General features: G+C 43.0%; 21 protein-coding genes and 2 pseudogenes. 14 read left to right on the top strand and 9 right to left on the bottom strand.

All coding sequences use genetic code 11. The features are described 5' to 3' along the window. The first annotated feature begins 29 nt into the window (after nt 1-29). The 3 genes from GVY04_08415 to GVY04_08405 all read left to right on the top strand — a co-directional run bounded on the left by GVY04_08415 (nt 30) and on the right by GVY04_08405 (nt 2,747). Nucleotides 30-1,007, top strand: coding sequence for an NAD(P)H-binding protein (locus tag GVY04_08415; GenBank protein NBD16158.1), 978 nt, complete (start codon nt 30-32; stop codon nt 1,005-1,007). Between the two features lie 106 nt (nt 1,008-1,113). Continuing rightward, a complete protein-coding gene (locus GVY04_08410) occupies nt 1,114-2,034 on the top strand; it encodes an NAD(+) kinase (protein ID NBD16157.1) in 921 nt (306 codons plus the stop codon). Nucleotides 2,035-2,063: 29 nt separating this feature from the next. Next, nucleotides 2,064-2,747 carry a response regulator gene (locus tag GVY04_08405; GenBank protein NBD16156.1) on the top strand — a complete coding sequence of 228 codons (684 nt, stop codon included), beginning with the start codon at nt 2,064-2,066 and terminating at the stop codon, nt 2,745-2,747. Nucleotides 2,748-2,766: 19 nt separating this feature from the next. Here GVY04_08405 and GVY04_08400 read toward each other — a convergent pair whose 3' ends face one another. Together GVY04_08400 and GVY04_08395 are read right to left on the bottom strand one after the other, a co-directional pair. Then, the gene (locus GVY04_08400) at nt 2,767-3,186 is read right to left on the bottom strand and encodes a hypothetical protein (GenBank protein ID NBD16155.1); all 420 of its coding nucleotides are present in this window, start codon (nt 3,184-3,186) and stop codon (nt 2,767-2,769) included. A gap of 2 nt (nt 3,187-3,188) precedes the next feature. Continuing rightward, complete coding sequence (locus tag GVY04_08395) at nt 3,189-3,518, bottom strand: DUF433 domain-containing protein (GenBank protein NBD16154.1); 330 nt, start codon at nt 3,516-3,518, stop codon at nt 3,189-3,191. Between the two features lie 187 nt (nt 3,519-3,705). On the opposite strand from GVY04_08395, the gene GVY04_08390 reads away from it, so the two are divergent. The 3 genes from GVY04_08390 (at nt 3,706) to GVY04_08380 (ending at nt 6,737) form a co-directional block, all read left to right on the top strand. Beyond that, nucleotides 3,706-4,068, top strand: a complete 363-nt coding sequence (locus tag GVY04_08390) for a glyoxalase (protein NBD16153.1) — start codon at nt 3,706-3,708, stop codon at nt 4,066-4,068. Then, on the top strand, nt 4,065-5,345 hold the full coding sequence (locus tag GVY04_08385) for a recombinase family protein (GenBank protein ID NBD16152.1): 1,281 nt from the start codon (nt 4,065-4,067) through the stop codon (nt 5,343-5,345). Before GVY04_08390 ends, GVY04_08385 begins: the two co-directional genes overlap by 4 nt. Nucleotides 5,346-5,522: 177 nt before the next feature. Continuing rightward, on the top strand, nt 5,523-6,737 hold the full coding sequence (locus tag GVY04_08380; GenBank protein ID NBD16151.1) for a 4-hydroxy-3-methylbut-2-enyl diphosphate reductase: 1,215 nt from the start codon (nt 5,523-5,525) through the stop codon (nt 6,735-6,737). Nucleotides 6,738-6,813: 76 nt separating this feature from the next. On the opposite strand, the pseudogene GVY04_08375 reads toward GVY04_08380, so the two are convergent. Next, a pseudogene (locus GVY04_08375) lies at nt 6,814-8,242 on the bottom strand (transposase). A 161-nt stretch (nt 8,243-8,403) separates the two neighbouring features. Further along, nucleotides 8,404-8,511, bottom strand: a pseudogene (locus tag GVY04_08370) (Crp/Fnr family transcriptional regulator). Nucleotides 8,512-8,762: 251 nt separating this feature from the next. On the opposite strand from GVY04_08370, the gene GVY04_08365 reads away from it, so the two are divergent. From GVY04_08365 to GVY04_08345, 5 genes are all read left to right on the top strand, one after another. Then, nucleotides 8,763-9,785 (top strand): chlorophyll a/b binding light-harvesting protein, encoded by a 1,023-nt coding sequence (locus GVY04_08365; protein ID NBD16150.1) that lies wholly within the window; start codon nt 8,763-8,765, stop codon nt 9,783-9,785. A gap of 46 nt (nt 9,786-9,831) precedes the next feature. Then, a complete protein-coding gene (locus GVY04_08360) occupies nt 9,832-11,328 on the top strand; it encodes a chlorophyll a/b binding light-harvesting protein (GenBank protein ID NBD16149.1) in 1,497 nt (498 codons plus the stop codon). 335 nt (nt 11,329-11,663) lie between these two features. Further along, nucleotides 11,664-12,176, top strand: a complete 513-nt coding sequence (fldA, locus tag GVY04_08355) for a flavodoxin FldA (protein NBD16148.1) — start codon at nt 11,664-11,666, stop codon at nt 12,174-12,176. A gap of 84 nt (nt 12,177-12,260) precedes the next feature. Beyond that, the gene (locus tag GVY04_08350) at nt 12,261-12,557 is read left to right on the top strand and encodes a hypothetical protein (protein NBD16147.1); all 297 of its coding nucleotides are present in this window, start codon (nt 12,261-12,263) and stop codon (nt 12,555-12,557) included. 44 nt (nt 12,558-12,601) lie between these two features. After that, nucleotides 12,602-13,354: an alpha/beta fold hydrolase gene (locus tag GVY04_08345; protein NBD16146.1), complete on the top strand. Its 753-nt coding sequence runs from the start codon at nt 12,602-12,604 to the stop codon at nt 13,352-13,354. Nucleotides 13,355-13,487: 133 nt separating this feature from the next. On the opposite strand, the gene GVY04_08340 is transcribed toward GVY04_08345, so the two are convergent. After that, complete coding sequence (locus tag GVY04_08340; protein ID NBD16145.1) at nt 13,488-14,468, bottom strand: sucrase ferredoxin; 981 nt, start codon at nt 14,466-14,468, stop codon at nt 13,488-13,490. A 718-nt stretch (nt 14,469-15,186) separates the two neighbouring features. On the opposite strand from GVY04_08340, the gene GVY04_08335 reads away from it, so the two are divergent. From GVY04_08335 to GVY04_08325, 3 genes are read left to right on the top strand one after another with little or no spacing between them, the layout of a single operon-like run. Further along, nucleotides 15,187-16,143, top strand: a complete 957-nt coding sequence (locus GVY04_08335) for a zinc ABC transporter solute-binding protein (protein NBD16144.1) — start codon at nt 15,187-15,189, stop codon at nt 16,141-16,143. 14 nt (nt 16,144-16,157) lie between these two features. Continuing rightward, complete coding sequence (locus GVY04_08330; GenBank protein NBD16143.1) at nt 16,158-16,973, top strand: ATP-binding cassette domain-containing protein; 816 nt, start codon at nt 16,158-16,160, stop codon at nt 16,971-16,973. Then, entirely contained in the window at nt 16,966-17,808 is an 843-nt protein-coding gene (locus tag GVY04_08325) for a metal ABC transporter permease (protein ID NBD16142.1), read from the top strand. The genes GVY04_08330 and GVY04_08325 overlap by 8 nt, the downstream gene beginning before the upstream one ends. Here the strand turns inward: GVY04_08325 and GVY04_08320 are convergent. The 4 genes from GVY04_08320 to GVY04_08305 form a co-directional block, all read right to left on the bottom strand. Then, a complete protein-coding gene (locus GVY04_08320; protein NBD16141.1) occupies nt 17,777-17,977 on the bottom strand; it encodes a hypothetical protein in 201 nt (66 codons plus the stop codon). The two genes, GVY04_08325 and GVY04_08320, sit on opposite strands and share 32 nt — an antisense overlap. 111 nt (nt 17,978-18,088) lie before the next feature. Next, a complete protein-coding gene (locus GVY04_08315; protein NBD16140.1) occupies nt 18,089-19,087 on the bottom strand; it encodes a phosphoribulokinase in 999 nt (332 codons plus the stop codon). Between the two features lie 413 nt (nt 19,088-19,500). Continuing rightward, nucleotides 19,501-19,851, bottom strand: coding sequence for a DUF86 domain-containing protein (locus GVY04_08310; GenBank protein ID NBD16139.1), 351 nt, complete (start codon nt 19,849-19,851; stop codon nt 19,501-19,503). Further along, nucleotides 19,841-20,131: a nucleotidyltransferase gene (locus GVY04_08305; GenBank protein ID NBD16138.1), complete on the bottom strand. Its 291-nt coding sequence runs from the start codon at nt 20,129-20,131 to the stop codon at nt 19,841-19,843. Before GVY04_08305 ends, GVY04_08310 begins: the two co-directional genes overlap by 11 nt. Between the last annotated feature and the right edge of the window lie 136 nt (nt 20,132-20,267).

Raw genomic sequence — 20,267 nt, 5'->3', positions numbered from 1 at the left:
GAAAGTTTAAGATACTCTCATATTTATAAATGAATATATTGATTGCTGGGGCAACAGGCACGCTCGGAAGACAAGTCGTTCGGCGAGCGCTTGATGAAGGTCATCAAGTCAAATGCCTTGTCAGAAATCCCAGAAAAGCAACATTTCTTAAAGAATGGGGGGCAAATCTCGTTAAGGGCGATTTATGTCAACCCGAAACCTTACCCCGCACCTTAGAAGGGGTTGATGCAGTAATTGATGCGGCAACGGCTCGTCCCACGGACTCTCTGAGTATTAAAGAAGTGGACTGGGATGGCAAAGTGGCTCTCATCCAAGCCACACAAGCAGCTGGGGTAAAACGCTATATCTTTTTCTCCATCCTCAATGCCGAGAATTACTCTGATGTTCCGCTAATGAATATTAAACATTGCACGGAACAGTTCTTAGCTGAAACTGATCTCGACTATACGATTCTTAGACCCTGCGGCTTTATGCAGGGTTTAATCCCGCAATATGCGATTCCCATTTTGGATAACCAAGCGGTGTGGGTAACGGGAGAAAGTACCCCCATTGCTTACATGGATACCTTGGATATTGCTAAGTTTGCGGTGCAGGCAGTGGAAGTGCCAGAAACCGTAAAACGAACCTTTCCTCTCGCGGGATCTCGCGCTTGGACAGCGGAAGAAATTATTAATCTTTGTGAAAATTTATCTGGCAAGACCGCCAAAATTTCTCGTTTGCCGATGGGCTTATTACAGTTTCTCTCTCGGGCGATGCGCTTTTTTGAGTGGACCCGTAATGCCTCAGATCGCTTAATTTTCGCCAATGTTTTAGTGAGCGGCCAGTCTTTCGATGCCGACATGAGCGAAGTGTATGATATCTTTGGGTTTAATCCCAATGAGATGACAACGGTTGAAACCTATTTACAGGAATACTTCTCGCGCATCATGAAAAAATTAAAAGAAATTAACTACGAGAAAGAGAAAACGAAGAAGAAAAAGAAAACGCCTTTCAAATCTAAATCCTAATTTTGGGTTCAATTTCAACTTTTGAGCCAGTTTTTTCTGCTTAAATATTAAGATAAGAGAACACTCTTGTCGTGGACATTAACACTCTACACACGGATTAGTCGTCGTGCCGAAAATAGGCATCATCTATAACGATAATAAACCGGTTGCTTGCGACATTGCCAACCAAGTCCAAGCGCAACTGCAACAACAAGGATGGGAGGTTGCTCTCGCCACTGGGGTTGGTGGACTGTTGGGATATTCCAGTCCGGATAGCCCCGTCTGTCATACCCCGCTGGATAAGTTAATTCCCCCTGGCTTTGATGAAACCATGAAGTTTTGTCTGGTTTTGGGGGGGGATGGAACGGTTTTATCCGGTTTCCGCCAGCTTGCGCCTTATGGCATTCCCTTATTAACCGTCAATACAGGACACATGGGTTTTTTAACAGAAACCTATGTCAATCAACTCTCCTCCGCCTTAGAAGAAGTTTTAGCGGGAAACTACACCATCGAAGAACGTTCCATGCTCACTGTTCAGGTGATGCGGGGCGAACGGTTACAGTGGGAAGCCCTTTGCTTAAACGAAATGGTCCTCCATCGAGAACCCATGACCAGTCTGTGTCATTTTGAAGTGGTGGTGGGTCATCACGCACCAGTCGATATTGCCGCTGATGGCATTATCGTTTCCACACCGACCGGTTCCACTGCTTACTCGCTCAGTTCCGGGGGTCCCGTTGTCACTCCAGACGTACCCGTTTTGCAGTTGGTTCCGATTTGCCCCCATTCTCTCGCTTCTCGGGCATTGGTTTTCTCGGATCGCGAACCGATTATTATTCACTCTGCCAGTGAAGAGCATCAATTAGTGATGGTTGTGGATGGCAATGGCGGTTGTTATGTACAACCGAAAGATGTAGTTCACCTTGCGCGATCGCGCTACTCCGCTTATTTTATCCGCCTCCAACGCCCGGAATTTTTCCGCGTTCTTCGGGAGAAACTGGGTTGGGGTTTACCCCATATCGCCAAACCTACCTCAGTCGAGCTACCGTAGGAGTTAATCTCTAATGGAGACAACATCCGATGACTATGCCTCAACCGTCAGTGTTACTCATTGAGAATGACCAACAGTTGGCGCAAACGGTCAGTTTAGATTTAACCAATGCCGGCTATACCGTTACGGTTGCCAACCATCCTGACCAAGCCAAACCTCAGTTTCAAGAACTGCAGCCAGCGTTAGTCGTGATTGATCAAGCCCGATTAGGCGAAGCGGGATTGACCTTGTGTCGTCAACTGCGAGGACATAATAATCCGGTGCTGATTTTGCTGTTTATGAGTCAAGATACGTTGCCGGATCGCGTGACCTGTTTAGAAGCGGGGGCTGACGATTATACTCTACTCCCTTACCAAACTGACCAATTTCTGCAACTGGTTCAACTCTACCTCCAACCGGCCACTACTGTTCCCGAACAACTACAATTTAGCGATTTAGTGCTCGATTTATCCCATCGCTGTGCCAACCGCAACGGACGCAAAATTGAGTTAACCGTCAAAGAATTTGAACTCCTTAAATATCTAATGTCCCATCCCGGGGAAGTTCTCACCCGGGAACAAATTTTAGAAAATGTTTGGGAAGATAATCATGGGGGAGAATCGAACGTCATTGAAGTTTATATTCGCTACTTACGCCTCAAAATTGAACAAGGGGGATATAAACGCCTCATTCAAACGGTTCGTGGCGTCGGTTATGTCTTGCGGGAATCTTAGCGATCACTCTTCTACGAAGTTAAGCTACACTAGCCCTACCGATTTGTCTGGACCACGAAGGAGGATTAACCACCAAGTTAGACTGCCTCACCACGGGAAGATACTGAACTTGACCTTCTAGTTCTCCTTCATAGCTACACTCTACAACGACTAAAAGATCTTCAATGACTCGCCCAACTGGTGCGTCTTTGCTGATTTCGATTACCCCTGGCATCGACTGACCTTTCCTGACTCGATCATAGGCGTAGTGAGTAATTGTGGATACGTCATGAGTGAGCAGAATGCGCTTTTCTTGGGCTGCCCACTCTAAAACAGTTGGATCATCTTCACCTGATAGCCCAATATCTTGTACACGAACAACATCAATTTCTGGTTTACGGCGAAATAATCCTCTAACAATCGTATTATCAAGGTTTTCATCAGCAATTAGCTTTAACATGCTTATTGCTCTTTTCTACGGGCAAGGAGGCGATCGCGTAAGCCATGCGGGTCAAATCTTGCTTGATTCATTGTACGAATTTTTTGTGCTTTTTGCTGTCGCTGCTGCAAGTATTCTTCAACTTTCAATTGGTGATTGAGATAGAAGGCAATTGTTGCATAAACGTCGGCTAGATCTAGGGATGGATATCGATAAGCAATTTCCTCTGCGGTCGCCCCTTGCTTGAACACCGCAACGACAGTATCTAAGGTAACGCGAGTTTGCCCAACAAGAATTACCCCATCTTCATTTGCTTTGAGAGGAGCAGGTTCAGCCACAATTTCTAGTGTCATAAGCACCCTGAATTCCACTGTCTTAAGAGTAGCAAACCTTCCAAATAGTTATAGTATCAAGAATTTTTCGGGATATCATGCCATGGAAAAAACTCCTAAAAAACTGCTCGAACAGGTTAGGGATGTAAATCGATGGTATGATAACTTGATCAAGGATCAAGCAAGAAAAGGATGTTTCAACTTAACGATGGGAGTCACGCGCTATCTCCACACGGCAATTCTCGTTTCTGATTTGGAAAAAGCAGAATCGTTTTACTCCGGAGTCTTAGCCTTACCCAAAGCTGAGCGTTCTCTCAAGTTTCCGGGGGTTTGGTATCAAGTGGGAGATTATCAAATTCATCTCATTGAAGACAAAAACTGGACCCCCACAGAACCCAACCCAGAAAAATGGGGACGATGTCCTCATCTGGCATTAGCGGTGGATCATTTAGACGCAATTAAAACCGATCTCAGCACAAAGGGATATTCATTTCAAGAAAGTTCTTCTGGTCGCGCAGCATTATTTACGAAAGATCCTGACGGCAATATTATTGAACTGAGTCAGAGATGAAGGTTGTTGCTTATCGCTATAGCGATCCCCTCCTCGATCCGCCAGAAGAAACGATTGATTGGGGAAGAACAGTGGATCGGGTATATCATGACCTGGGCGATAGACAAGAATGGGAACAACTGCTGCAAGACTGTCAGGAGAATCCCCCAGAAACAATCCTCATCAAGCGTTGGGGCGATTTGGGTGAGAGTTTAGAAGAGGTAAGAAGCGCGATCGCCCAATTAGAAACCCTTGGCGCTGATATCTTGACCTTAGAAGAGGAGAATTCCAATCATCAGCAGTTATTCCGCTTTGTCGAATCTCTACATCAAGAACAACGGAGTCGGAAACTGCGTCAAGGACACGCAAGAAGCCGTCTGAATGCCCATCCCCCACCAGGAAAAGCCCCCTATGGTTACCGTCGCGGGAAAGAACGTTATATCATCGACCGCAGTACGGCACCGGTAGTAAAAGACTTTTTTGAACATTTCTTATTGTACGGTTCGTTGCGGGGTGCAGTTCGCTACTTAGAACGGCGGTATGGAAAAAAAATTTCCGTGACTTCAGGTCGCCGTTGGCTCACCAATCCAGTGTATCGAGGAGATTTAGGCTATAAAGATGGGGATGTAATCCCGAATACCCATGTCCCCATTCTTACCCGAGATGAAGCCGCCCAAATTGATCGCCTGTTACGGCGCAATCGTCAGCTTCCTCCTCGTACCGCCAGCGCCCCTCGTTCCCTTGCGGGATTAGTGGTTTGTCAAACTTGTCAATGTCCCCTACGAATCACGCAAGTGACCACTCACCGCAAAAAACGCGAGTATCTCTATCTGCGACCACAAAACTGTCCTTATTCGCCTCAATGTCAAGCGATTCCCTATGAACAGCTTTTAAATCGGACCATTGAACGGGTGTGTGAAGACCTGCCAAAAGCGGTTTCGCAAATGCAATCTCAGGGGTTAGCCAAGGAAAAACCTGCCTTACAAGCAAAAATTCAAGACTTACAAGATATTCTCACCCAAATTTCTCAGTTAGAAACTCACGGTGTTCTCGATCCAGAAACGGCGCAACTCCGCCGTTATAAACTGCGGGTGGAAATCGGAAAATATCAGGCTCAAATAGCGCAATGTCCGCCAGACAATCTCAGCGCGATCGCGCAAGCTGTCTCTTTCCCTCAATTCTGGCGTGACTTATCCGAATCGGAACGACGGTTCTATTTCCGAGAATTCATTCAGCAAATTGAAATTCACTATGAAACGCGATCGCAATGGGATTTAAATCTTGTATTTTTTATTTAATCATTAGTCATTCATCCTTTAGGGAATAGGGAAAAAGGAATCTCTCTCCTTGTCTTCGTCTTCACCGATGAAGTAACCCTTCTGATCTAAAAGTGATTCTCTCTCTGGGTTACTGATCATTCCTTGATATCATAGAAGGCAAATTAGAAACGCTTGCTTTAAGCTAGAGATTAAACTATGGGAATGGATACAAAAGCCTTTAAACGCTCCCTCCACCAATCGGATAAATATCATCGTCGGGGATTTGGTCACGAGGAAGAAGTGACAGAATTACTCAACTCCGAATATCAAAGTCCTCTAATTCAAGAAATTAGAGAGAATAACTATCGCTTAAAAAAAGGAAATGTCACGATTCGTTTAGCTGAAGCCTTTGGCTTTTGTTGGGGGGTAGAACGGGCGGTTGCGATTGCTTATGAAACCCGTCAACATTTTCCCAATGAGCGGATTTGGATTACCAATGAAATTATTCACAATCCCTCGGTTAACCAACATTTACGAGAGATGAAGGTTGGATTTATTCCAGTTAACGAAGGGGAAAAAGATTTTTCTGTGGTTGACGCTGGCGATGTAGTTATTTTACCGGCCTTTGGTGCCAGTGTGAATGAAATGCAGTTGCTCAACGATTTAGGCTGCACCATTGTTGATACCACTTGTCCTTGGGTTTCTAAAGTGTGGAACTCGGTAGAAAAGCATAAAAAACGTAGTTATACTTCCATTATTCACGGGAAATATCATCACGAAGAAACGGTTGCAACTAGTTCTTTTGCTGAGAAATATTTAGTCGTTCTTAATTTAGAAGAAGCGCAATATGTCGCAGACTATATTTTACATGGTGGGGATAAAAAAGAATTTCTGAAAAAATTTGATCAAGCCTCTTCTCCAGGCTTTGATCCAGATGTCGATCTAGAAAAAGTGGGCATTGCCAATCAAACAACAATGTTAAAAAGTGAAACTGAACAAATTGGGAAGTTGTTTGAGCGAACGATGTTAGAAAAATATGGTCCCACCGAATTTAACGAGCATTTTATGAGTTTTAATACGATTTGTGATGCCACACAAGAACGACAAGATGCGATGCTCAATTTAGTAAAAGAAGACTTGTCCTTGTTAGTAGTGATTGGTGGATTTAATTCTTCTAATACGACTCATTTACAAGAAATCGGTATTGAACATGGTATCCCCTCTTATCATATTGATGGGGGAAGCCGCATTTTAGGAGAGAATAAAATTGAACATAAACCCCTGAGTAAGGATTTAGAAATTGCTGAAAATTGGCTACCGGAAGGAGAAATTACAGTAGGAATTACTTCTGGTGCTTCTACTCCCGATCAAGCTGTAGAAGAAGTAATTCAGAAGATTTTGGCAGCAAAAAGCGTGATGTTAGTGAATTAAAAAAAACTAAGAAGAGGAGGAGAGAATTTCTCTTTTCCTCTTTCAGACAAATGAAAAAAAGTAATGGTGCTAATATTGACGCTTGCTTGAAGAAAAAATCTCGACTTCCCCTTTGTTTTGCGGGGAAAGGAGAAACAATCAGACGAACCCTTCGTTTTCGTTTCTGCTTAACCACTCCTACAGGTGCGCTTTCCAATGCGGAGGAGACCTCCGCTTGGGTCGCACCTAAATCTTGATTTTCTGGTGCAGCAAAATATTTGACAGGATCATGGGCTAACCCTTTTTGACGAGCCACGGAAAAATGATAGAGACCGCGGTAAATCATCTCTAAAGAAATGTCATCCACAGGTAGAGAAAGTTCATCGGCAATCGCATCCCCTAAATCAAGCAAGACCGAGTAAAATAACCAAGTTCCCCAGATTTGTAATTGAATGCCATTGAGAGACCCAGTCCATAAATAACTTAAACCTAATAATCGTTTGACTGTGTTAAAAGCATCTTCAACAGCATGATTGGACATGCTGGGGAAACCCCAGCGTCGCTCACGCTCAATGCGCCAACGCTTGCGATACAAATCAGCCACCACGTAGGGTGGTAAAATCTCTGGCTCGAGTACACTGGTCAGATTAGAATGCCAAACCTTGCCGGAACGAACTTCCACTAAACGCAAAGTGAGACAGGGCGTTTTTTTTGTTCCCGATCCGATTTCAAGGCGACGGTCGCGTCAACTATAACTATCGGTAAAAACTTCTTGGACTCGAATTTTGGCTCCTTTCTTAAGGCGAGTAATGAAATGGATTTCTTGGCTTAATAATTGTTGCCAAAAATGAAAGTGATAAAAACCTCGGTCAAGGAGAAGTGCCGAATGCGGGGGTAAGGTTTGAGCCGGGACTAAATTTAAGAGATTTTGTTCAAATCTGATGTCACTGGCTTTGGGATTTTCTTCCAACCAAATCTCGACGGGGAATGGCGTCATTAAATCAATGACGGTTCCCATCTTTCCAGCTAATTGTCCGAAGGGAAGTTCTTCTAAACTTTTGAGTTTTTTGAAGAGGGCTTCCAACGTGGTTCCATCGGCAATCCAAATCCGCTCAAATCGAGACCAGCCAAATTGAACACTTTCTGGTAGTAGTCGGTTTTGTCTGCTGTACCAACTGGACTTGAGTTTGGGTAATAAGTCCTTAAACACTCTCTCAAATAGTTCAGCAGGGAAAGTTAATAATCTTTGAGAAAGAGCTTGTTGACTCACACAAGTCCGCTCACACCACAAAACCCCTTCCCGAGCGAGCAATCTAGTTAGTTCCCTCACTCCTGCTACATCTCGCCACAGAAGAGTTAGTACCATCGCCACCATCAATGGTAAATTGAGGATTCGATTGACGCGAAGCGTCACTGCCCTTCGGGCAATCACGTAATTTCAATTGACGATAGTAATTTTCTTGAGCGTTAATGGCGGGAGTGAGTAATTGTTCGAGTTGAGTCGCGATGACTTCATCTTCGATCATCGGACGTTGCTTTTTCTTGGCATGGTCACGGTTCGTTTTTCGGGAACGGCTCATGGAACTTCTAACCCCTCAATCTCCTGTCTCCTCTTAGTTTCAACCGTTTAGCTAGTTCTGTAAACCGACCCTTGACAAATTCCCTATTTTCTTAACTTGTCACCAATGGATAAAGGTTGACCGATCAAATCTCCCATTCCCCAATACCCCAAAATAATTTGGTTCCCTTCTTCATTCCAGGTATAAGTTTTTACCACTCCCGTTTCAATGAGCCAAGCCCATTTTGATGCGCTGTGTGGGATGAATTGCCGCGTCGCATTGGAATCAGACAAACTCTTTGGTAAATGTTGCCCCGTAAGAAAGCGCGCTTCTTTGGTAAAGCTTAATCCTTCCGAATCTAAGATATTCTGTTTTGGCTTCATCAATCTTAAATTTTAATAAAAAATCTTTCTCAACTATTTCTGTTATAAGGTAAACTATCCTAAAAATCAATTGAAGATCTTTTGCAATAAAATAAGGAGGTTTCATGGTGAATTCCGATCAGCCGTGGTGGGCGGGAAACGCTCGCCTAACGAATCTTTCCCAAAAACTACTCGGCGCTCATGTTGCCCATGCCGGCTTAATTGTCTTTTGGGCAGGGGCAATGACGCTCTTTGAACTCGGTCAGTTTAACCCCAATCAACCCATGTCTGAGCAGGGTTTGATTTTACTGCCCCATCTGGCAACCCAAGGCTGGGGAATTGGCGATGGGGGAGAAGTTATTAGCACTTATCCCTTTTTTGTTATTGGGGCATTACATCTGATTTCCTCAGCATTTTTGGGCTTTGGCGGTATTTTCCATGTCCGTTCTGAACAAGATGTGCTGGACAAAAAGAAATTTCCGCTTTTCAGTTACGACTGGGAAGACCAAAACAAAATGACCACAATCTTGGGGATTCATTTAGTGTTACTGGGAGGAGGTGCCCTCCTACTGGTCGCAAAAGCGATGCTCTTTGGTGGGTTATATGACCCGAACTTAGAAGCGGTGCGTACTATCAGTAACCCTACCCTTTCTCCAGCGACCATCTTTGGCTATCTCTTTGGTGCAGAAGGAAAGCACTGGCTAGCAGCCGTAGATAACTTAGAAGATGTGGTGGGCGGTCATATTTGGATCGCGCTGTTACTCATTGGTGGCGGTATTTTCCACATTTTCACGCGCCCTTACCGATGGACTCAATCATTATTTATTTGGTCGGGAGAAGCTTATCTTTCCTACAGTTTAGGCGCGTTAGCCCTGATGGGTTTTATTGCCACCTACTTTATTTCCGTCAATACAACTGTCTATCCAGAAGTCTTCTACGGACCCGCGCTAGACATTCGGCTGAATATTTTCCCCTACTTTTCTTCTGCTGATCCGAACCTAGTTTCCTCTCGCACTTGGCTGGCGAATGCTCATTTCTGGTTGGCTTTCTTTTTCCTACAAGGACACATTTGGCACGCCCTGCGCGCCGCTGGCTTTGATTTCCAACGCGGTCGGGTGAGAGGAGAAAGTGCTTCTTCCCTGACTTAGTTTTTTTTCTGAAATAAATGCAATTTATTCGCAAGGAGGCTTAACAATGACTGCTGTTGTTGCAAACAGTCCGAACAAAGAACAAATCCCCAGTGTGGGGTGGTGGGCTGGTAATGCTCGCTTTATCAACTTATCTGGTAAATTACTTGGCGCTCACATTGCTCATGCAGGGTTAATTACCTTCTGGGCAGGTGCCATGACCCTATTTGAGCTATCCCGCTATGTCCCCAGTGAACCGATGTATAAACAGGGACTGATTTTACTCCCCCACTTGACGACCTTGGGCTTTGGTGTTGGTAGTGGAGGAGAGGTGATTAGCACCTATCCCTATTTTGTCATTGCTGTGTTGCATTTGATCTCTTCTGCCGTTTTAGGCGCAGGGGGGGTTTATCATGCCCTGATTGGTCCGGAAGTACTACCACAGGACAAGCAAAAGTTTGCTGGCTTTTTTGGCTATGACTGGCAAGATAAAGACAAAATGACCACGATTCTGGGGATTCACTTGATTTTCCTCGGTATTGGTGCCTTTCTCTTGGTCTCAAAAGCCATGTTTTGGGGCGGTCTTTTTGACCCCTGGGCGGGTAGCGATGGCGCCGTGCGTGTTGTCAATAATCCCACACTCAATCCCCTGACGATTTTTGGTTATCTCTGGGGTCAACACGGCTGGGAAGGTCTGGCTGCTGTGGACAACTTAGAAGATGTGGTTGGCGGTCATCTCTGGATCAGCTTAATTCTCATTGCTGGCGGTGTGTTCCACATTTTGACAACTCCGTTTGCCTGGGCACGACGAGTCCTGTTTTATTCGGGAGAAGCCTATCTCTGCTACAGTCTTGGCGCGATCGCGTATATGGGCATTTTAGCCGGTTATTTCGTCAGCGTGAATGACACCGTTTATCCAGAAGTCTTTTTTGGGGTTGCCGGTAACTGGGAAACTGCAAGCGGCGTTGTTTCTGCCCGCGGTTGGTTAGCCACCTTCCACTATGCCCTTGGTGTCCTTTTCTTACTCGGACATCTCTGGCACGCTATTCGCGTTCGTGGTGCATTTGCTGGATTTGATTTCAAGCAAGGCGATGTCATTCGTGCTTACCAAGAAACAGAAGAAGGAAACTTAGCGACCCCAGTGAATGCCAATGATATTACACTGAAATTCGTTGCGAATTTACCCATTTATCGCGATGGTTTATCACCGCTAATGCGCGGGCTAGAAATTGGCATGGCACATGGTTATTGGTTAATTGGTCCCTTTGCTGTTTTAGGACCCTTACGCAATAGCGAGTTTGGTTTATTAGCTGCTTTAATCAGCGCTTGTGCGTTAATTGTTCTGCTGACTGTTTGCCTTTCTTTATATGGCACAGTTTCCTTTGAAAAGCGTTTAGAAACCTCGGGTCGCCCTAACTTTTCACGCACTGTTCCTAATGTTCCAGCTGGGATTAAAACGAGCGAAGGTTGGAGTTTATTTAGTGGTGGTTTCCTCGTTGGTGGCGTTGGCGGTGCAATTTTTGCTTACCTTCTTTTAGATCAATTTGTTGATTTAATTCTCTAGACTTTTCTTAAGTCTTAATTATTTTCCTTGTCTTCTTTTTTAAGAGGACAAGGATCGCTTTGTGATGATTTTTAGTATTTAAAAATTAGAAAATAAATCCCTAAAAAACAGTTGACAAACTATAGCAATTAGTATTAGCTTTAAATAAAGAAAGCAATCAATTTCCTACATTATTTATTCAACATGAATACTTGTCTTTGCTGCGGAGGTCAACTCTTGCGTCAAATTAGTAGCAGTCGAATTTATTGGTTTTGTTCGTACTGTCGGCAAGAAATGCCGATGCCAATAAAACAGAAAGCATTGATTAAAAATAGCAACTTAATTAAGGAGTAAATATGGCAAAAATTGGCTTATTTTTCGGTTCCACAACTGGTAATACTCAAGATATTGCCGAGCGAATTCAAAAAGAGTTTGGTGGTAATAATGTCGTCACACTACATGATATTTCAGAAGTAGAAGCAGATGAATTCAGTGAGTATGAAAACATCATTATTGCTTGTCCCACTTGGGATATTGGTCAGCTACAAAGTGATTGGGAGGGGTATTATCCAGAATTAGATGAGGTCGATTTTAGTGGTAAAAAAGTTGCTTATTTTGGTGCGGGCGACCAAGAAGGGTATGCGGATAATTTCCAAGATGCCATGGGGATCTTAGAAAGCAAAATTTCAGAACTCGGAGGAAAAACGATCGGTTACTGGTCAACAGATGGCTATGACTTTAATGAGTCGCAAGCGGTTAAAAATGGTAAGTTTGTTGGCTTAGCACTCGATGAAGATAACCAAGCTGAATTAACCGATGAACGGATTAGTACTTGGGTTAAGCAATTAAAAAGTGAATTTAATTTTTAAGAAGTAAAACAAGTTAACGGTTAGCTTTTGTCGGTTAACTGTTAACTTTAATTATTAATTGCGCAATCAATTTAATGAGAGATAATGGTTTTACAAATAATCTGTTTCTGTTTTACTTGGAGTTTCATCCTTTTCTGTATTTGGAATGCGTGCCGAGTTACGTTTAAAGGAAAAAATTATCTCAAGACATTACACCAAATCCCGTGTAGTCGTTGTGCCTTTTTTACCAATGATCATCGCTTAAAATGTACGGTTAATCCTTATGAAGCGGGAACAGAGTCAGCAATTGGTTGCCGAGATTTTGAACCAAAAGCAGAATGTCAATCTCCTTGTTTCAATTGTTCTAAACAACGCTTCCATAAAGAAAATTTAATCAACTAAAACACATCTTTAATTCAATGTATTCCTTAAAGTCGTAATTAATCATGTCAAAAGAACCGATTGCTGTTTGGTTAACCCCCAATCCTGTTTTTCATGCCTTTCATTCTCCTTTACTCAATCATCTTTCTCAATTGGGATCGATTGCCCATTGGGAATACTTACAAAACCAAGATGAAGGATGTTCTTTAGATAATGCATTAGCCTCTTTACAGGATTATTTACAGACACTTTCCCAACCCGTGCATCTAATTGGACATGGGTTAGGCGGCTGGTTAGGGCTACGGTATTGTCGTCAGTTTTTGACTCCGATAAAATCTTTAACTCTGTTAAGTGTTGGTGCTGATCCGGCTTTAGATTGGCAGGCTTATTACTATAGCTTATATAAACACTTGCGTTGCCCGAAAAAAATTATTCTCGAGCAAATGGTTTATAACTTGTTTGGAGAGCAAAATAATACGATGACCTATTATTTGTTAGAAGTATTACGACGAGATTTATTATCTTCTCCTTCTCCTCATTCTCTGTATCAACAAATGAGTGATGAAAAAGGCGGGGTTGATGTTCCTTTATTCGTTTGCGGCAGTGAGGATGATTTAGTCGTTTCACCCACTTCTATTAAAGGTTGGCATTGCTATCTCAAATCAGGGCGCGATCGCGTTTGGTTAATGCCTTATGGACATCATTTTTTCCATTATTTTTATCCTTCCCTTATCGCACAACAAATCCTAGAATTTTGGCAAGCGAGTGAGGGAAATACGGAAATTTATACCTCCTCTTTTGAACAGTATTGCCCTTAGTCCTCTCTTAAATTGAAATGATGAGTTGTAAGGAGGAAAAAATGAGCACACTCATCCCTCAATACAAAATTGATTGTCTACTGAGTAGGGCTTAAACGAAGAAACTGCTTAAAATTAACTGAATTTGTTATTTTCACTCTTCGACAGTAGTAACCTGATACTGCTTAACCCTTGCCTGATGGGGAGGCGATCCTGATTCACCGGCAGTGGTTAGTTCGCCAGTGCTTTCAATTGTTACTTCGTAAATGCCGTGAGCGGTTCCATCAGGAGAGGAATAACGAACGCGAACTTTTGCCCATTCTTTATTGGTTTTGTCAGTTTCTATTACTTCTCCTGTTTTTAAATAATAAAACCAGTGCCAACCGTGATTTAACCAAATTTCTTGTTCGGCAATCTGTGTCCATTGGTCTAATCCTGTCCAACCGCGATAATACAGTTTGAGATCGCTCAGATTGCCTTCCTGTTTCGTAATTAAATTCATGGCTTCTGGGGTTAAACGTCCCCAGTAACGTCCATCGGGAAGGCTAATGGCAGTCGGTGCAAAACGATGTCCGCCAAAGTGACTACACCGCCACACCCTAATCTGAGAATTGGCTTGTTGTCGCCAATTTTTATAGAGAGGATAGCCATAGCGAGAACAAGCTGCATCAACATTCCCATGCGTGCAAACAAGTAGATCATACTGATGATTGTTATTTTGCTTGTAGTCACTGAAGTGAGGGAGTTTTTCCGGTTCTAAGAGGAGTGCAGAGGCTAAGTTTCCCAGTTCAGGGTTAGGAATAAGATATTCTTCTCGGGTGTAGTGAGAAAATAACTCAGTTGGACGACGATAGAAGAGAACTCTAGTATAGCCGGTTTGAGAATAGTCTGGATCGGGCGCGATCGCGAGCGGACGCAGTTTGATTCCTTTTTCGTAAACCAGTGATTTAATCGCTGGTAAATAGGGCTTTAACGCCTCGTTTTGATCCAGGGCTATTTCTGACCACGGTTGCGATAGTTCCACCACTAACCAGTAATCATAATGTCCTGCTGTCCCAATGGGCACTTCTCCCACTGCTTGGGAAATATCAGAACAGAATTGGCATTGAGCGAGTTGGTTGGATAAAGATGGCATTTATTATCAATAGTGTTCCATAATTAATGACATCATATTACGTTTTTGCGCGATCGTTGCGTTTATTTGATTCCTAAATAGGATAACAGCTTGTCATGAAGACGCATCAGCTTATTGTTCATGTTGCGACGGGGTTTGGCAAAAAAGCGAGTACTTAATTCCTGGAGTTTAGACTAAATTCCAAGTAAAAGGCACTCAAGGGTATACCTTGAACTGCCAGTAGGGAGAAAATGATAATTGCTTCATTAATCAAAAACTCCCTAAAATGAAATGTGAACGATTCAAACAATTTCGTCAAGAGACATATCAATTGTTAGGAAAAGCGCATGATGCCACCTTTGAATTGATGGATAGTGTGATGACAACTAAAAATGCTAGTTGTCTAGGAGAATTCTCTCTATCTCCTTGATTTAGAAGAAAATGGTCGAGTACCTATGAAGCTCTGCAAGATATACGTCTGCCTTGTATTCTATTTTATTTTTCACTGGCTTATACCAAAAGCTCAAGGGGTAACAAGCCGAGTTGGATTGAGACCGGGGTTAGGTTTTCGGGGTTCGGGAAAAAGACATCGTCATCTCGATGCAGAAAAACGGCGACCTTTGCTTTTGGACTCATTTTGAACCGGATTCGTAATCTTTGACCGTTGGTCACGATGAAGAAATTTCCCCTTAGATCGTCAGTGGCTTATAATGATAACGATTATCACTATGATTGGCTCATGAAACGATCTCCCCTAACCTATCTGATTACGTTACTCTCTAGTGCAACCTTGTGGGTTGGTTGTGGCACCTCCTCTATGGAAAGCACAACTGATGGTTCTTCTCTAGATACAGTAAGTGAAAAACTCGATATTACTGTTAGTATTCTTCCCCAAAAATACTTTGTGGAACGGATCGGAGGAGAAACCGTTGATGTTAATGTCATGGTCAAACCCGCTGCCTCTCCTGCCACTTATGAACCCAAGCCGCAACAGATGAAAGCCTTAAGTGAAGCCGAAGCCTATCTGCGAATCCGAGTTCCCTTTGAGAAAGCGTGGATGTCGCGCATTGAAGGAGCAAATCCTGATATGAAAATTGTTGATTTAACCCAAGGGATTGACCGTCAGCCGATCGCGCAACACCATCATCACGGGGAAGAGAATCACAACCATAATCATGAAGAAGAAACCGCTAACCTTGATCCTCACATTTGGTTATCACCGGAGTTAGTGAAACAGCAAGCGCAAACCATCTATCAGACACTGGTTGAACTCAATCCCGATCAAGCAACTTTGTATCAAGACAATTTAGATGCCTTTCTTGCGGATATTGAAGCCCTAGATCAAACGATTGAAAACACCCTTGCTGACTTAGAACAACGAACCTTTATGGTGTTTCATCCGTCTTGGGGGTATTTTGCCGAAGCCTATAACCTGGAAATGATTCCCATTGAGGTGGAAGGAACTGAACCCAGTGCCGCGGAACTGTCTCAGTTTGTAAAACAAGCCAAGGAAGAGAACATTAGTGTGATTTTTGTCCAACCCCAGTTTGGGGTTCAAAGTGCCAACGCGATCGCGCAATCAGTGGATGCAGAAGTTTTGCAGATTGATCCTCTAGCAGAAAACTGGCTAGAAAATATGCAATCAGTGGCTACGACCTTTAAAACCGCCTTGAACGAGAAGCAAGAACAAGGATAAATTGAAACTTGATGATGAGTGCAGCGCATCCGCAGGGAAGTCATCTTCCTTTAGAATCCCTCCCAGAAATTATTAAAATTAAAAATCTTTGGGTTCGTTATGAACAAGAATTAGTCCTAGAAGGAATAAATTTATCCGTCCAGGAAGGAGATTACATTGGCATTATTGGTCCCAATGGCGGGGGAAAAACCACTTTATTTAAAGTCATTTTGGGGTTACTTTCTCCTGAAAAAGGAGAGGTAAAAATTCTTGGACAACCGGCGAAGAAAGGAAGACAGTATATTGGCTATGTTCCGCAAATTATGCAGTTTGATCCTGCGTTTCCGATTACGGTCGCGGACGTGGTGCGAATGGGGCGTTTAGGAAAACGGCGACTGCTGCAACATTATGGCAAGCGAGATGAACAAGTTGTCGAGCGCGTGTTAGAGCAAGTGGGATTATTAAAGTGGCGCGATCGCGCTTTATCAGAACTTTCGGGAGGACAAAAACAACGGGTTTATATTGCTCGGGCCTTAGCCACTGAACCGAAAATTTTACTATTAGATGAACCCACCGCTAATTTAGATCAAACTGTGTCCACAACTCTCTATGAATTGTTACATCAACTCAATGAATTTGTCACGATTCTTATGATTTCTCATGACATTAGTGCTGTTTCGGCTTATGTTAAAACAGTGGGTTGTTTAAATCGCACGCTCCATTATCATGGTAGTCATCAAATTACATCTGAAATGCTAGAGCAAGCTTATGGCGACCGCGTGCAGCAACTGGTTCATGTCCCAAAACGATTTTTAGCGCAACATCAAAAGGACACAAATTATAATGATTGAAGCCCTTCAATATGAGTTTTTTCGCAATGCAATTATTGCTGGAATTTTGGTCAGTATTGCTGGTGGAATAATTGGTAGTTTAGTGGTCGTGAATCGGATTGTTTTTGTTGCGGGTGGGATTGCTCACGCTGCTTACGGTGGGGTTGGCATGGGATTATTTTTTGGCTTTAATCCGGTTTTTGGTGCCTTAGGATTTAGTTTAGGTTCGGCATTCTTAATGGGAGCGGTTCAACGGAATAAAAATTTACGTCGCGATACCGCAATTGGAATGCTGTGGGCAATTGGGATGGCAATTGGCGTTATTTTAACGGATTTAACACCGGGGTATAAAGCAGAATTAGAAAGCTATTTATTTGGCAGTATTTTAGCGGTTCCTACCAGTAATCTTTGGATTATGTTGGGAATTGATCTAATTATTTTACTCTTAGTTTATCTCTTTTATAAAGAGCTACTTGCCATTTCCTTTGACGAAACATTTGCCACAGTTCGCAATGTTCCAGTCAATCAAATTTATTTATTATTAATGGGAATGATTGCCCTTGCTGTAGCGATGATGATGCAAGTGGTCGGCTTAATTTTAGTGATTGCCTTGTTAGCAATGCCGGCTGCTGTGACCAGTCAATTTGTAAAAGATTTAAAGGTAATGATGGGCTTCGGTATTATCTTGAGTTTGCTGTTTGTCACCGTTGGTTTAGGGCTCTCTTATACGCTTAATTTAACCTCAGGTGCAACGATTATTTTAGTTAGCGCGATCGCGTATTTAATGACTTTAATCCTGAAAACCAGTTTGAAGTGGGGAAGAACTAATCCGAAGATGAATCAGGAGGAAGCGTAACTTGATTTGACGGAGAGGGCGGAGCAACAAATTTCAAATTCGACGCGATCGCGAGAATCACACCTCCGAGAAGACATAAGGGAAAGGCAAGGGTTAATTCCCGTAACCACTCCCAAATTGACACCACCACAAATAAAAGGGCAAAGCAAACAAGCCAAAAGCGTAACATCATCTTTTCTGAACTGGGATCTAATTTTGTCTCTAGCATAATCAAAAAAACGCGGGAGAGTCTGACCGTTCCCCCGCGAACACTAATTGTCATGTCTCCTCAATCAAAGAACTACACTCTCACCGCTGCTTTGATTTCTTGAGTCAACAGCTCGTAGGTTTCTCGCATCTTCAAGCCGACTAAAACTTGGAATAGACCAGTGCCATCATTTGCTCCTGGGGCATCAGGATGTTTTAAGAGAAGCTCGGTCATTTCACCGTAGAACTTGGTTGCCGTTTTACTTAAATGGCTTTCAATATAAATCATTTCTTCTAAATTATCAAAATAGCCATCAACCTCTAATACAGAGACTTCATGACCGTAGTAGCTATCGGGACCATAGAAAAGTTTAATCCCAGGATAGGCGCAAGTTAACTTCCGACCACAAGGACGCCAGTCAATCGTGGAACCTTCATCAAATAAGTAAACGGGGTCGAATCCTTCCACACCTTCTTTTTGAATCAGACGCACCCGCAGATATTTACTTTCTTTATCTTCAATTAGTTGTGTCGGTAAGACTTGGATGACGATATTCGCAAATTCTTTTTGGGGCTCAATGTAAGAGGAGAAATCAGGCTTTCTCGCATTAATAGAAGCAAGAACGTCTTCGTAGGTGTGACCGCGTTCGGCCATATCCCGCTTAATTTTCCAGTTAATTTTGACTTCATCGCTGATATCAAGATAAACACTGAAATCTAGTAAGTCTCGCACCCGTTCATCATAAAGGGGATGTAATCCCTCAATGACAACCACTTTATTGGGTTCGATGCGTTCTGGGGGGTCGAGTTCCCCTGTTTCGTGATTGTAAATCGGCTTATCAATCGCTTGACCGTTTTTGAGCGCTTTGACTTGCTCATACATGAGGTCAAAGTTGTTCGCCTTGGGATTCAGGGCGGTTACACCAGCGGCTTTTCTTCCTTTACGATCAAGACTGTGATAGTCATCTAAACAGATCACCGTCATAAACTGTTCACCAAATAAATCTTTGAGGCGACGCAGAAATGTCGATTTTCCACAGCCAGAATCCCCAGCTACACCGATTAATACCACACGATTAGATTCAGTCTTCATATATTTCTCCCTATATTAAAAGTCATCAAACAAATTTTTAACCCAATACTCTTAAGAAATCGGGAATGCTATCGTAGTTTGCTCTTAGGAAGGAAAAGTTAACAAACCTAGCAATCTCTTTTGAGTAGCCCGGGAGGGTTGATAAGTATTTAGTCTTATGTTGGGTGCTAAATCTGCATCTTACCATTAAGGGAATGTTCTCTACAAGTTCACATCCTTGCTCCTGGTCAGCTTAGAATCAAAGGAAGCATCTTGTCTCTTGATATCTTTCCGTGAGGTGATCTTAAGTCTAATGTAGCTTCGCCTCGCGCTACTGAACCAAACAAAAACAGGGCCTTAACTGCAAATTCAGCCACGCGATCGCGATGAGTCTCTAACAATCGTAAAATCTGTACAAAGATTGCCATCACACTTCATTCAGCTTCAAAATGCTGTGAAATCCTTTGTAAAGCCATCTTTAGAGCGGGTAGATCGGCTCGAATCGTTTCCCAAATGACTTCAACATCAACTCGGAAATATTCATGAATGACTACATTCCTCATTGCTCGAACCTGATGCCACGGCATTGTTGGGTCTGCTACCTCTAACTCAGAGATGACACTCCCTACTGCTTCACCAATTACCGCTAAACTATAGAGCACGGCTCTTAATGCTTGCTGATCTTGAGTAAACCTTTCAAAGCTCAAGCCTTCAATTGTCTGTTCTACAACTGCAATTTCAGCCAATATATCTCCTACCCGTCGCTCAAACTTTCTAGAGGGCACGAATCGCTTCCTTCAATACGGTTTCCCGTAAATGGGGATGCAGTGAGTTTAGTGTTCCCAAATCCACTGTACAGTTTAACAACTCTTCTAGATAAGACTGCAAGCCTAATAAGGTAAACAACCCCACCGGACGGTTAAACTCCACCAAAAAATCCACATCACTCTCTGATGTGGCTTCGCCTCGCGCTACTGAACCAAACAAAAACAGGGCCTTAACTGCAAATTCAGCCACGCGATCGCGATGAGTCTCTAGTAATCGTAAAACCTGTTCTTTATCCATGATTCTTGCTGGAACCACAATTCAATCATAGCGCTCTAGTCTTTCAATTCTCAGTTTTTTTTGCGAGAAGATAAAAAACTAGGTGCAGAGGACTCCTCCGCACCTGATTGTCCAAGACAAATTAGGATCAGCGATG

The sequence above is a fragment of the Cyanobacteria bacterium GSL.Bin1 genome (assembly GCA_009909085.1).
Lineage (GTDB): Bacteria > Cyanobacteriota > Cyanobacteriia > Cyanobacteriales > Rubidibacteraceae > Halothece.
The sequence above is the reverse complement of the archived record's forward strand: the minus strand, read 5'-3'. Positions and strand labels throughout refer to the sequence as shown.